11 protein-coding genes are annotated in these 13,050 nt (G+C 72.7%); 2 read left to right on the plus strand and 9 right to left on the minus strand.

Going from position 1 to position 13,050, the window contains the following annotated elements; translation table 11 throughout:
• Nucleotides 1-187 precede the first annotated feature (187 nt).
• From pheA to ACZ516_RS20630, 7 genes are all read right to left on the minus strand, one after another.
• Nucleotides 188-1,123 (minus strand): prephenate dehydratase, encoded by a 936-nt coding sequence (gene pheA / locus ACZ516_RS20600; protein ID WP_358584103.1) that lies wholly within the window; start codon nucleotides 1,121-1,123, stop codon nucleotides 188-190.
• Between the two features lie 129 nt (nucleotides 1,124-1,252).
• The gene (gene efeB, locus ACZ516_RS20605; protein WP_469011297.1) at nucleotides 1,253-2,500 is read right to left on the minus strand and encodes an iron uptake transporter deferrochelatase/peroxidase subunit; all 1,248 of its coding nucleotides are present in this window, start codon (nucleotides 2,498-2,500) and stop codon (nucleotides 1,253-1,255) included.
• A 32-nt stretch (nucleotides 2,501-2,532) separates the two neighbouring features.
• On the minus strand, nucleotides 2,533-4,500 hold the full coding sequence (locus ACZ516_RS20610; protein ID WP_469011298.1) for a copper resistance CopC/CopD family protein: 1,968 nt from the start codon (nucleotides 4,498-4,500) through the stop codon (nucleotides 2,533-2,535).
• 12 nt (nucleotides 4,501-4,512) lie between these two features.
• Nucleotides 4,513-5,151 (minus strand): copper chaperone PCu(A)C, encoded by a 639-nt coding sequence (locus ACZ516_RS20615; protein WP_469011299.1) that lies wholly within the window; start codon nucleotides 5,149-5,151, stop codon nucleotides 4,513-4,515.
• Nucleotides 5,148-5,897: an SCO family protein gene (locus tag ACZ516_RS20620; RefSeq protein WP_469011300.1), complete on the minus strand. Its 750-nt coding sequence runs from the start codon at nucleotides 5,895-5,897 to the stop codon at nucleotides 5,148-5,150. Before ACZ516_RS20620 ends, ACZ516_RS20615 begins: the two co-directional genes overlap by 4 nt.
• 89 nt (nucleotides 5,898-5,986) lie before the next feature.
• Complete coding sequence (locus tag ACZ516_RS20625) at nucleotides 5,987-6,718, minus strand: YcnI family copper-binding membrane protein (protein ID WP_469011301.1); 732 nt, start codon at nucleotides 6,716-6,718, stop codon at nucleotides 5,987-5,989.
• Between the two features lie 235 nt (nucleotides 6,719-6,953).
• Nucleotides 6,954-7,817: a hypothetical protein gene (locus tag ACZ516_RS20630; protein WP_469011302.1), complete on the minus strand. Its 864-nt coding sequence runs from the start codon at nucleotides 7,815-7,817 to the stop codon at nucleotides 6,954-6,956.
• Between the two features lie 332 nt (nucleotides 7,818-8,149).
• Here ACZ516_RS20630 and ACZ516_RS20635 point away from each other — a divergent pair, with 332 nt between their 5' ends.
• Nucleotides 8,150-8,614, plus strand: a complete 465-nt coding sequence (locus ACZ516_RS20635) for an ATP-binding protein (RefSeq protein WP_358588576.1) — start codon at nucleotides 8,150-8,152, stop codon at nucleotides 8,612-8,614.
• Nucleotides 8,615-8,735: 121 nt separating this feature from the next.
• Here the strand turns inward: ACZ516_RS20635 and ACZ516_RS20640 are convergent, their stop codons facing one another.
• On the minus strand, nucleotides 8,736-10,259 hold the full coding sequence (locus ACZ516_RS20640; RefSeq protein WP_467465316.1) for an aminopeptidase P family protein: 1,524 nt from the start codon (nucleotides 10,257-10,259) through the stop codon (nucleotides 8,736-8,738).
• Nucleotides 10,260-10,321: 62 nt separating this feature from the next.
• Complete coding sequence (locus ACZ516_RS20645) at nucleotides 10,322-11,854, minus strand: PP2C family protein-serine/threonine phosphatase (protein WP_469011303.1); 1,533 nt, start codon at nucleotides 11,852-11,854, stop codon at nucleotides 10,322-10,324.
• Nucleotides 11,855-12,329: 475 nt separating this feature from the next.
• On the opposite strand from ACZ516_RS20645, the gene ACZ516_RS20650 reads away from it, so the two are divergent.
• Nucleotides 12,330-13,007 carry a bifunctional DNA primase/polymerase gene (locus ACZ516_RS20650; RefSeq protein WP_469011304.1) on the plus strand — a complete coding sequence of 226 codons (678 nt, stop codon included), beginning with the start codon at nucleotides 12,330-12,332 and terminating at the stop codon, nucleotides 13,005-13,007.
• Nucleotides 13,008-13,050 lie beyond the last annotated feature (43 nt).

The raw sequence follows: 13,050 nt of genomic DNA on the forward strand, positions 1-13,050 counted from the left end.
ACGGGGTCGGGCGCTCTGCGCCGATTTGTCGACCATGTCGCGCTTCGTTGTCGACTTGTCCCCAGGTCGAGATGCGAGCCTGTGGATAACTTCTGTGGACAACGAAAATCTGCAGGTAGGAATGGCGCGCGGAGCCGGTACCGGGGCGGCGAAGGGCCACTTTCGGCGTGCCGAAGACCTTCGGTGGCTAGAAACGACCGTCCTGGCAGCGCGCCAGCCAGTCCCAGGCCGCCAGGAACTCCTCGTCCGACGTCCCGGGACGCAGGGTCGGCCCGTCCGCCGAGGTCATCCCGGCCCGCGGATAGGAGCCGAGGAAGCGCACCTGCGGGCAGATCCGCTTGAGGCCCATCAGCGCCTCCCCGACCCGGCGGTCCGTGATGTGCCCCTCGGCGTCAACGGAGAAGCAGTAGTTGCCGATGCCCTGGCCGGTGGGGCGCGATTCGATCCGCATGAGGTTGACGCCGCGCACGGCGAACTCCTGGAGCAGTTCGAGCAGCGCGCCGGGGTGGTCGTCCCCCAGCCAGATGACGACGGAGGTCTTGTCGGCGCCGGTCGGCGCGGCCGGGCGGGCCGGACGGCCGACCAGGACGAAACGGGTCTCGGCGTTCGCCGCGTCGTGGATCTCGCTGACGAGCGGTTCGAGGCCGTAGGTGGCCGCCGCGAACTCGCCCGCGAAGGCGGCGTCGAAGCGGCCCTCCTGCACCAGGCGCGCCCCGTCGGCGTTCGAGGCCGCCGACTCCCACCGGGCGTCGGGGAGGTGGGCGGCCAGCCAGTTGCGCACCTGGGGCTGTGCCACGGGGTGGCCGGTCACCGTCTTGATGTCCGTCAGCTCCGTGCCGGGCCGCACGAGCAGCGCGAAGGTGATCGGCAGGACCACCTCGCGGTAGATCATCAGGGGCTCGCCCTTGGCGAGTTCGTCGACGGTGGTGGTGACACCGCCCTCGACGGAGTTCTCGATCGGCACGAGCGCCGCCGCGGCCTGACCGCCGCGGACCGCGTCCAGCGCGGCCGGCACGGACACCATCGGGACGAGTTCCCGGGCGGCCGCTTCGGGCAGCGTACGGAGGGCGGCCTCGGTGAAGGTGCCCTCGGGGCCGAGGTAGGTGTAGCGCGTCGCCGACATACCGTCACCCTAATGGGCCGGACGTGGCACGGCTGCCGTGTCTCACCAAGCGGCGCGGCCGTCACCTGAGCCCCAGGGGCCCCACGGCAGCCGCTCCCCCCGCCCCCGTAGCGGCCCCGTCGGCCTTCGCTACCCCTCCAGCAGCCGCTGCCCCACGTACTCGCCCTTCGCCGCCCCGCCCGGCACCGCGAACAGTCCGCTGGCCTCGTGGCGGATGAAGTCCGAGAGGGCGTCCCCCCGGTCGAGCTTGCGCTGCACCGGCACGAAACCGCGCAGCGGGTCGGCCTGCCAGCAGACGAAGAGCAGTCCCGCGTCCGGCTCGCCGCGCGCGTCGAAGCCGTCGTGGTACGAGAACGGCCTGCGCAGCATGGCGGCACCGCCGTTCTGGTCGGGCCGGGTGATGCGGGCGTGCGCGTTGAGCGGGATGACGACCTTGCCGTCGGGGCCCGTCTTCTCCAGGTCCGGCTCGGTCGTCTCGGTGCCGCCGGTCAGCGGCGAGCCGTCCGACTTGTGCCGCCCGATCACCGCCTCCTGCGCCCGGTGGCCGAGCTTCTCCCAGTCGTCGAGGAGCATCCGGATACGGCGTACGACGGCGTAGGAGCCGTCCGCCATCCAGGCCGGGTCACCGTCGGAGGGCACGAAGATCCGCTCGGCGAAGTCCTTCTCCGCGGGCTTCGGGTTGTTCGTGCCGTCGACCTGGCCCATGAGGTTGCGGGCCGTCATCGGCCGCGCCGTGGCGCCCGGCGAGCGGTTGAAGCCGTTCATCTGCCAGCGCACGCGCGCCGCCCCGGCCGCCTCCTTCTGGATCGCCCGCAGGGCGTGGAAGGCGACGAGCGGATCGTTCGCGCCGATCTGCACCCACAGGTCGCCGTTGCTGCGCGCCTTGTCGAGGTGGTCCGAGGAGAAGTCGGGCAGCGGGTCGAGCGCGGCCGGACGCTCCTTCTTCAGGCCCGTGCGGGTGAAGAAGGAGGCGCCGAAGCCGAAGGTGACGGAGAGCCCGGAGGGGCCCGCGTCCCGGGCGACGGCGGTGTCCTCGTCGCCGAGCGGTTCGCCCGCCATCAGCCGCTCGGCCGCCGCCGACCAGCGGCGCAGCAGGGCGGCCGCCTCCTTGCGGCCCGCGCCCGCCGTCAGATCGAAGGCGACGAGATGGCCGCGGGACTGCAGGGGCGTGGTGATGCCGGGCTGATGTTTCCCGTGAAACATCACCTCGTCCGTGCCCAGCGAGGCGAGGACCGCCCGCGATCCGCCGGTTGCCCCCGCCGCGTCGGAGGAGGGCGCCGCGGCGTACCCGACCGCGCCGCCCGCGGCGCCGAGCGCGAGGCCGGTCGCGCCGGCGGTGCCGAGGAGCCGTCGTCTGGAAATGCCGTTGTCCGTCATGCCGCCGAGATTCCGTTGTCCGTCATGTCGTTTCAGCCGATCTGCGCGTTCTTCTTCACGGTGACCTGGTCGATGTCGGAGGTCCGCACCGTCACCGCGATCTTCCAGTCGCCCGCCATGGGGAGCTGCACCCCGCTCGCACTCCAGTGTCCGGTGGCGAGGTGGTCCGGGGTGACGGGCAGCGGGCCCACGTCCTTCGCCTCCAGGGTGAAGGAGACCTTCACCTCGGGGACGTCGAAGGCGCTGCCGTTGGGCCGCTTCACATAGAGGTGCAGGTCGTTGCCGCCGGTGCGGCCCGGGTCCAGTTCCAGGCGGACGGTGCCCCTGCCGTCCTGGCCGCCGGTGTCGAAGGGCACGTCGAGCGTGAGCGGGCCCGAGCGCTGTGCGGCCGCCGCGGCGGTGGCCCGGGCGGCCTCCTCCTCGGTGCGGCCGGGTTCGGTGGTCGTCAGGACCGTCGTGACGGCCAGCAGGACGACGGCGACGCCCGCCTCCATGAGCACCGAGCGGCGCAGTCCGGAGCGGTGCGGGTCGGCGTCGCGGGCGCGCTTCTCGCGCGCGGCGGCCATGGCGGCCCGCTGGCGCGCGAGTTGGGCCGAGCGCTCGGAGTCGTCCGGGCCACCGGCCCCGGAGGCCGTCGGCACGGTGACCGGCGTCTTGCGGGGCCTGCCCGCCGGCTTCTTCTGCGCGCGCTGCTCGCCATCCGGGACGGCCGCGGCCTGCGGCGCGCCGCCACCCGCCCCGGAGGCGACACCACCCGCTCCGGAGGCGACGCCACCCGTCTCGGAGGTGATGCGGCCGGTCCAGCGCCGCGAGACGGCGGCGAGACCCACCAGGACGACGACCAGGCCGACCTTGACGAGGAGCAGCCGCCCGTACGCCGTACCGGTCAGCGCCGACCACGAACCGATCTGGCGCCACGACTGGTAGAGCCCGGTCGCGGTCAGGACGACGACGCCCGCGAACGCCACGCGCGAGAAGCGCCGCACGGCCGCGGCCTCCACCGAAGGCGTGCGGTACAGCGCGACGACGAGCGTGGCGAGCCCGCCGAGCCAGGCGGCGACGGCCAGCAGGTGCAGCACGTCGACAGGCATCGCGACGCCCGCCTGGATGCCGGTCGAGGCGTGCTCGGCCATCGCCCAGGTCGCCGCGATGCCGAGGGCGACGACGGTGCCGCCGATGGCGAGCCCGAAGGCGAGGTCCTTCTTCTCCTTCGGGTCCTCGCGCTTGTCGTACGCCCCGAAGAGCACCGCGATGAACAGCGCGGCGGCGGCGAGCAGCAGCAGCCGCGAGACCAGGGCCGCGCCGGTCTTGGTGTTGAGCACGTCGCCGAGCGCGCCCATGTCGAAGGCGTCGGCGAGCTTGCCCGAGCTGGTGTAGGGGGCGCGCAGGAGGAGCAGGAGGAGCGTGGCGCCGGTCAGCGTGAGCCACCCGTAGGTCACGAGCCGCTGGACGGGCCGCGCGCCCGCGCCGCGCGGCCAGCAGCCGAGTACGAAGGCGGCGCCCCCGACGACCAGGATGAACCCGGCGTAGGAGAAGTAGCGCGCGATGTCGTAGAGCACCCCGACGAGTCCGCCGCCCGCCTCCTGGTCGGGCAGGACGACCTTGGTCTGGGAGGGCGCGCCGATGGAGAAGGTGAAGGCGCCGGCGACCGGGTGGCTGTCGGCGGAGACCACCTGGTAGGCGACGGTGAAGGTGCCGTCGGGCAGGCCGGGGCGCAGTTTCACGCCGTACGTGTTGGTGCCCAGGTCGGTGGTCCTGCCGGTGTCGACGCGCTTGCCGGCCGGGTCGAGGACCCGCACCGAACCGTCCGACATGGCGACCTTCTCCGAGAAGGTGAGCTTCACCTGGGCGGGGGCCTCGTCGACCACCGCTCCCCGCTTCGGGTCGCTGCCGGTCAGCGCGGCGTGCGCGGAGGCCGGCGCGGCACCGGCGAGGAAGGCGCCGGTCGCGGCGACGAGCACGAGAAGAAGCCGCCAGAAGCGGGGAGCGATGGTCTGCATCAGCGATCCGTCCTAGTGCGACGAGTGCGACGAGTGCGAGGTGTGCGTCGAACGCGACGAGTACGCCGAGTACGACGTGTGCGTCATGTGCGTGTCGTGCGAGGCGTTCGAGCCGTCGTGCTGCCCGGGGCGGTACGTGGCCTCCTTGACCGGCACCTCGATCGTGATCGGGTCGGACTTCTGGAAGCGCAGGGTCAGCGGGACCCGCTCGCCCCGCTTCAGCTTCCGCTTGAGGTTTTCGAGCATCAGGTGGTTGCCCCCGCCGGCGAGTTCGAGCTTGCCGCCCGCCGGCACCTCGAAGGACTTCCGCTCCTTCATCGCGCCGCCCTCGGTGCTGTGCAGCGTGATGGAGCCCGCGACGTCGCTCGTGACGGAGGTGAGCCTGTCGGCGCCGCCCTTGTTCGTGAGCGTGAAGTAGCCGGCCGCCATGTCGGCCATGGTGGGCTCGGGGATGTACGCCCCGCCGATCCGCAGGTCGGGCTGCTTCGCGGCGGCCGAGGCGGCCGCGGAGTCCTTGGACCCCGACCCCGAGTCGTCGCCGCAACCCGCCAGGGCGAGCGCCGCGGTGAGCGCCAGGGCGCCGGCCGCGAGCGCGCGGCGGCGGCGGGTGGTGCGGGTGGTGCAGGTGGTACGGGTGGTGCGGTGGTTCACGGGGTCTCTCCCTTGATGAGCTTGGGGAGGTCCTTGGTGTAGTCGGCGGCGGTGGCGCCCTCGCCGTACAGGACGTATCCGCCGTCGGTCTTGGGCGAGAAGGCGATGACCTTCGTGCCGTGCATCGAGACGATCTTGCCGTTCTTGTCCTTCTTCGGCGGCTCGATGCTGATGCCGAGTTGGCGCGCACCGGCCTGGATGGTGGCGAAGTCGCCGGTCAGGCCGGTGAAGTCGCGGTCCACGCCCTTGAGCCACTTGCCCAGTTCGGCGGGGGTGTCGCGCTTGGGGTCGGTGGTGACGAAGACGACCTTCAGCTTGTCCTGCTCGGCCTTGGGCAGGGCCTTCTTGGCGACCGCGATGTTGTTCATCGTCAGCGGGCAGATGTCGGGGCAGTGCGTGTAGCCGAAGTAGACCAGCGTCGGCCTGCCCTTGGTCTCCTCGCGCAGGTCGTACTTCTTGCCGTGGGTGTCGGTCAGGACGAGGTCCGGCTTCTCGAACTCCTTGTCCAGGACCGTCGCCACCTTGCCCGAGTCGGCCCCGGTGGAGACGTCGACGACGGGCTTCTTGCCGCCCTCGCTGTCACCGTCGCCGCCGCAGGCGGTCAGGGCGAGCGCGGACACGGCCAGGAGGGCGACGGCGGCGAGCGTCCTCCGCCCGCCCGTGCCGCGGCCCAGGGTGCTGTTGTTGCTCGTGTTGCTCGTGTTGCTCGTGTTGCTCGTGTTGCTCTTGGAGCTCTTCGTGCGCATACGGAAATGTCCCAGATGTGAGGGGCCGGGGTGCGCCGGGGCGGACGTTCGCCGCCGCGGTGCACCCCGTGTGGATGGCCGGCGATGGGTCAGCCGGTGACGCGGCGGCGCATGGCGAGGACGCCGAACGCGACACCCGCGGCGCCCACGACGATGCCGACGACACCGAGGACCCGGGCGGTGGTGTCACTGCTGTCGGAGGACTCCGTGGCGGCGCTCTCGCTCGTGCCGCCCTGCTCGCTCTTGTCGTCCGGCTTCGCGGCGCCGCCGCCGTGGTGGTCGTCGGACGCGGCGGTCAGCCGGAGGGTGGGCGCGGGGTGCTCCGGCTCCTCCTGGCCCTTTTGCTGCGGCTCGATCCAGCGGACGACTTCCTTGTTGTCGTACGTCTGGACGGCCTTGAAGACCAGCTCGTCGGTGTCCTCGGGCAGCTGGCCCATGGAGAGGGGGAACTTCTGGAACGAACCGGGCTGGATGCCCTTGCCGTCGGCGGTCCAGGTGACCTTGGTGACGGCCTCGTCGATCTTCTCGCCGTGCATCTCCAGCGGCTTGTCGAGCTTGGACTTGGTGACCTTGGCGGTCCAGCCCGGGACGGCCTGCGTCATCACGGAGGCGAGCGGGTGGTCGCCGGGGAGGGAGACCTCCAGCTTGGTGGTCGCGGCGTCGTCCATCTCGTTCGGCACCTTGAAGTTGACCGTCGCGTAGCCGCCCTTGGCGGCCTCACCCTCCGGGGAGACGCTGACGTGCGCGAACGCGGGTGCGGACAGGACGAGAACGGCGGATGCGGCGACGGCGCTGACGGCGGCGGCACGGGACATCTTCATGAAGGAAACACTCCACTTCTGGCAGGGCGAGGAGTACGGGACGGCTCGCGGTCCGGGCCGACGGCCCGGGGTTCGGCGTCCTGTACTCAGTACGGGGGGATGCGCGCGGCTCGGTTGGCGGCACGCGCGCGTGCGTGCCGAGCGACCCCTCCGTACCTCTGGTGGAGTACGTCTCCGAAAGGGATACGTCTCCGGAAGGGGCACGTCTGCGTGCCCCCGGGTGGAGTGCGTCGCGTCAGGCAGCGAGCGCGAGGTGGTGGACGCCCGCCGGCGGACCGCGCCGGATGACCGCGTCCTCCAGGGTGACCGTGCGCGGCTTCGGCGGCGCGAGCAGCGCGGTACGCGTGACCGGCGGCCCCGCCGTCTCGGGCGCACCGGGCAGACCGGCCCGCAGGGCGCGTACGAGGGTGAGGGCCGAGCGCAGAGAACGTACGAGCGCCCCTTCGGCGGCCCCCTGCGCCCCCTGGGCGAGCCGGAGCAGCCGGAGCAGGGCGAGATCCCCGCGGCGCAGCAGCCACCCGGCGGCGAGGGCCGCGAGGAGGTGGGCCACGACCATGGGCGCCGACGGCAGCAGCGCCATGGCGTCCATCGAGCCGGTCGGCGCCATCGAGCCCGAGGCGGCCGATTCCATGGCGCCCGCCGCGGCGGACCCGTGGTGGTGCGCGGCCGAGTGGACGGCGCCGCCGCCCGGGGTGAGTCCGGCCGTGCTGAGTATCCGCTGGGCCTCGGCGGGCGTGATGGTCGCGGCGCCGGCCCCGCAGACCAGCCGTGCGGCCCGCTCCACCAAGGCGGCGTCGCCGCTCGTCGGGGCGGCGGCCATGCCGTGCTGGCCGAGGCCGAACAGGGCGTGCAGCCCGAGCTGGCCCGCCCCGAGGAGCGCCGCGATGCCGGGCAGCGAACGCGCCCGCCCGGCGAGCGGCAGCGCCACCGCGAGGACGGCGACGAAGGCCGCGCCGAGCGTCCACAGCGGGACGGCGGCGCAGGAGGCGAGCACATGGCCCCCGGCGGACAGCACGACGCAGACCGCGGCGAACATCGCGGCCCTGAGCAGCCGGAGATCGACGCCGTCACGCGGCGGGCGCTGGCGGAGGGCAGTCATGGCGGGGCCATCATCGCACTGGGCCCGCCCGGAGCGTACGGCAGGTCCGGAAGGTCCCGTTCCGGACGATGGGCACGGCTGTGTCCCCTCAGGGGGCCTGACGGGGCGTATGCGCGGTGCAGGAGGGAAGTACTGGGGTGTGGGGGAGTGCTGGGGCGCCCGGTGAGCGGGCAGGGAGGCCGTTCGCGAGCCGCCGAGGGGTGGCCGTCCTACACGAGCCGCGCACGCCGCGCGTCCGCCGTATGGGCGGCATCACGGCCGCCGAGCGCTTATTCAGGCGCCCCCGCGGCAATACGTATCGGTATGTCGAGCCGCAGCCAGGAGGCTGGAGCATGAGCATCTGGTGGTCTCTCCATTTGCGGCGCGAAGCTGCGAGTGTGCCGCTTGCCCGCCGCCTGCTGATCGGCACGATGGAGACCGCGGGCGTGGATCCCGACGTCTCCTTCGACCTGTCGGTCGCCCTCAGCGAGGCCTGCGCCAACGCCGTGGAGCACGGCGGTGCGGGCGCCGCCGGCGGGACGGCCGGGGCGTACCGGGTCACGGCCTATCTGGACGGCGAGAAGTGCCGCATCGAGGTGGCCGACTCGGGTCCCGGCTTCCCCGGGTCGCCGCGCGGCTGTCCGCCGCCCCGGTCGCCCGCCGCGGAGACGGACGAGCACGGCCGGGGCCTCGGCATCATCAGGGAACTCGCCGACCACGTGCACCTCGACAACAAGCCCGGCCGGGGCGGCGCCGTGATCAGCTTCGACAAGCTGCTGAAGTGGCGCGAGGGCGCACCCGCCCTCCTGACGGCCTGACCGCGCTCCCCCTCCCGCGCCTGCCCGCCCCCGCCGCACCTGCCCGCGCCCCAAAGGCGACGGCCGGACCCCGCGGAGACCCGCGGTGCCCGGCCGTCGGCACGGATCGCTCCCGCCCGGCTCAGCCCTTGAGGCGCGCCATCCACGCCTCGACCTCGTCGGAACGCCGCGGCAGCGCGTCCGAGAGGTTCCTGTTGCCGTCCTCCGTCACGAGGATGTCGTCCTCGATCCGGACACCGATGCCGCGGTACTCCTCCGGCACGGTCAGGTCGTCCGCCTGGAAGTACAGGCCCGGCTCGACGGTCAGGCACATGCCCGGCTCCAGCGTGCCGTCGACGTACGTCTCGCGGCGCGCGGCGGCGCAGTCGTGCACGTCCATGCCGAGCATGTGGCCGGTGCCGTGCAGGGTCCAGCGGCGCTGGAGACCCAGCTCCAGGACGCGCTCCACGGGGCCCTCGACGAGGCCCCACTCCACCAGCTTCTCGGCGAGCACGCGCTGCGAGGCGTCGTGGAAGTCGCGGTACTTGGCGCCCGGCCTCACCGCCGCGATGCCGGCCTCCTGGGCCTCGTACACGGCGTCGTAGATCTTCTTCTGCAGCTCGTCGAAGCGGCCGTTGATCGGCAGCGTGCGGGTGATGTCCGCGGTGTAGTACGTGTGCGTCTCCACGCCGGCGTCGAGCAGGAGCAGCTCTCCGGGGCGCACCGGGCCGTCGTTGCGCACCCAGTGCAGGGTGGTGGCGTGCGGGCCGGCGGCGCAGATCGAGCCGTAGCCGATGTCGTTGCCCTCGACGCGGGCGCGCAGGAAGAACGTGCCCTCGATGTAGCGCTCGCTCGTCGCCTCGGCCTTGTCGAGGATCTTCACGACGTCCTCGAAGCCGCGCGCGGTCGAGTCGCACGCCTTCTGCAGCTCGCCGATCTCGAACTCGTCCTTGACCAGCCGGGCCTCGGAGAGGAAGACGCGCAGCTCCTCGTCGCGCTCGGCGGTGACCTTGTCGGTCAGCGCGGCCTCGATGCCGGCGTCGTGGCCGCGTACCACCCGCACCGGGCCGGTGGCCTCGCGCAGCGCCCCGGCCAGCTCGCGCACGTCGGAGGCGGGGATGCCGTACAGCTTCTCGGCCTCGGTCAGGGAGTGGCGGCGGCCGACCCACAGCTCGCCCTGGCCGTCCAGCCAGAACTCGCCGTTCTCGCGGTCGGAGCGCGGCAGGAGGTAGATCGTCGCGTCATGGCCCGTCTTCGTGGGCTCCATGACGAGGACGCCGTCCTCGGTCTGGTTGCCCGTGAGGTACGCGTACTCGACGGAGGCGCGGAAGGCGTACTCGGTGTCGTTCGAGCGGGTCTTCAGATTGCCCGCGGGGATCACCAGGCGCTCACCGGGGAAGCGCGCGGAGAGCGCGGCGCGGCGGGCCGCGGTGTTGGCGGCCTGCGGGATCGGCTCCAGCTCGTACAGCTCGGTGTCGGCCCAGCCGGACTTCATGTTCTCGGCGAGCTCATCGGAAACGCCCGGGTACAGGCCGTTCTTGCGCTGCTTGATCGGCTCTTCTTCGGTCTCGTCCGGGCCTGCTGCGTCAGCAGCGATGGGTTCCGCCGGGTTGAGGGCGTCCGACACGGGTCTGCCTCCTAGGTACGACACTGGGCCGCCTTCCATCGTACGGGCGTACGGAAGGGGGCACAGGGCCGTTGGACCACTTACAGCGCGTGGCCGGGGCCTCACGCGAAACGGGCCGCCAGGAGCACCACGTCCTCCTCGCTGTCCACCGTGTCGAGGCCGTCGGGGAGGACCGTGCGCAGCACGTGGTCGGCGATCGCGCCCGGGTCGTCCCGCAGCGCCTTGGGCACCCCGGCCGCCGCCGCGTGCAGCCGCGCGAACGCCCGGTCCATCGCGTCCCCGGTGCGGTGCAGCAGGCCGTCCGTATAGAGGAGCACCGTTTCTCCGGGCTCGGGGGAGATCTCCACGCTCGGCGCCTCCCAGCAGGCGAGCATCCCGAGCGGCGCGGACAGCGAGGTCTCCACGAACTCCGTGCGCCGCTCGCCGATGATCAGCGGCGGGCTGTGGCCCGCGCCCGCGAGGACGACCTTGCGCAGGGCGGGCTCGCAGTAGGCGAAGAGGGCGGTGGCGGACCGCGCGGGTTCGGTGAGCCGCAGCAGCAGCTCGAGATCGGAGAGTACGGCGACGGGGTCCTCGCCCTCCATCACGGCGTACGCCCGCAAGGAGGCCCGCAACCGCCCCATCGCGGCCACGGCGCTCGGCCCCGAACCGGTGACCGAGCCGACGGCGAGGCCGAGCGCGGCGTCCGGCAGCGGCAGCGCGTCGTGCCAGTCGCCGCCGCCGCGCGGCCCGGTGCGCTGCCGGGCGGCGAGCTGCACGCCGGCGACCCGGGGCAGCCGCGCGGGCATGAGTTCCTCGCGCAGGGTGGCGGTGGTGGTGCGGGCCCGGTCCAGTTCGAGCAGTCGGCCGAGGTGCTCGGTGGCGTAACCGGCGTAGAGCCCCGCCAGGTGGCGTCTGCGCTCGGTCGGCTCGGCGGGCTCGTCGTACAGCCAGACGGCGGCGCCGATCAGGCCGGCCCCCTCGGTGGCCAGGGGCAGCGCGTAGCTGGCGGCGTAGCCGAGGCGGACGGCGACCTCGCGGTGGCGGGGGTCGAGGCCCTCGTCCGCGAGGAGGTCGGGCCGGACGATCTCGGGGCGGGGGCCGGGGGTGGGGCCTTGGCTCGCCGGGGCGTCCAGGATCTGGCCGTACGAGGTGGCGCCGCGCGGCACCGTCTCGAGGTGTCCCAGCTCGGCGCGGGTGAGGCCGAGGCCGGTCGTGGTGTCGGGGCCCAGTCCGTCGGCGGGCTCCAGGACGGCAAGGCCCCGCCGGGCGCCGACGAGGGCCGCACCGGCCCGCAACAGCTCCGGGACGGCCTCGTCGAGGGTCCGGGTGCGGGCGAGCCGCTCGGTGAGTTCGTGCAGCGTGGTGAGGTCGGAGACCCAGCCCGCGAGGCGGTCCTGGAGGACGGCGCAGGGGGCGGCGGGGACGGGAGGGTCCACCGGGGCGGGTGTGCTGGGCGCGGCGGGCGCGACAGTGTGGGCTGGTGGCGGAACTGTTGAATCGATTCCGGCCACTTTCGGGAGGTGCGGGGCGTTCATGGCTGACGGCTTTCCGGCCGGTGCGTAATGCTCGATAGCATCGCAAACCCCCATGTCATTATGCGCCGCTAGCAATGTCTCCAGATGTACACGCCCTGGTAAGGGGATGTCCAGCATTGTCCTGCTGGGATTCCTGGTGTCCGTGTGCATTCCGAGCAGAGTTAACGATCTTGAAAACTTGGCTGAAAAACGCGCCGGGTTAAGGCATATTAGGGTCGACTGACGTTGTTCGGTAGAGCGTTGCAGCGGTCGGGCTGGGTACGTACTCAGTGCTGACCAGGGGCAGTTGGGGACCGTCCGGAACCTCGCGCGGCACCCGGGCGTCTTCACGCACGACGACCGTGCCCCATCCTCCCGTGGGGGAGGCGGCAAGCAATATCGCGCGACGGCAAACGCCAGGCGCCGCCACCCCACGCCACGTCAACGCTCGGTTCAGAGTGGTTCCCCATGCCGCAGGCTGGGGTCGGATGTGCCAGCTCGTACGTACAGCGAAGTGATCCACACATGGTGTAGAGATCCACACATGGTGTGATGTGGCCCGCAGTCTCCCCGGCGGCAAACGCCGGCGTGCAACGGAAAGGAACGAGCGCTCATGCGCGAGATCCTCGGAAGGCGACGCAGGCTCCTGTCCTGGCGAATCGGAAGGAAGCCCGGCCGGAGTACCGGACAGATCGGCGCGGCCCTGACCTTCGCCACCGTCTGGCGGTGGCCCGTACTGCCGGGCGTCGGCCTCGACCGTCCGGACGGCGGCCGGTGCGCCTGCCCGGACCCCGACTGCGTGGTGCCCGGCGCACACCCCCTCGACCCCGGGCTGCTCGCCGCGACCACCGACGAGCGCATGGTGCGCTGGTGGTGGACCAACCGCCCGGGCGCCCCCATCGTGCTCGCCACCGGAGGCGCCGCGCCGTGCGCCGTCAGCCTCCCCGTCGGCGCGGGCGCCCGCGCGCTGGCCGCGCTCGACGCGGCGGCCGTCAGGCTCGGCCCCGTGGTTGCCACCGAGAGCCGCGTCTATTTGCTGGTCGCGCCCTACTCCATGGCCCAGTTGGGCGAGTTGCTCTACGCGAAGGACTACGTCCCCGGCTCCCTGCGCTTCCACGGCGAGGGCGGCTATCTGGCGCTGCCTCCCTCGGGGACGGGCCAGGGGCCGGTCCGCTGGGAGCGCGCCCCGCTGCCCGGTTCGGCCGCCCCCTGGGTGCCCGACGTGGAGGCGGTCGTGGACGCCGTCGTCGACGCCCTCACTCGTACGGGTGTGAGCGCACCCGAGTTGTAGGGGAAATGGGCGCGCGGCGAACGGGCCGCGCGCCCACTGTCGT

The sequence above is a fragment of the Streptomyces sp. NPDC034037 genome (genome assembly GCF_055575715.1).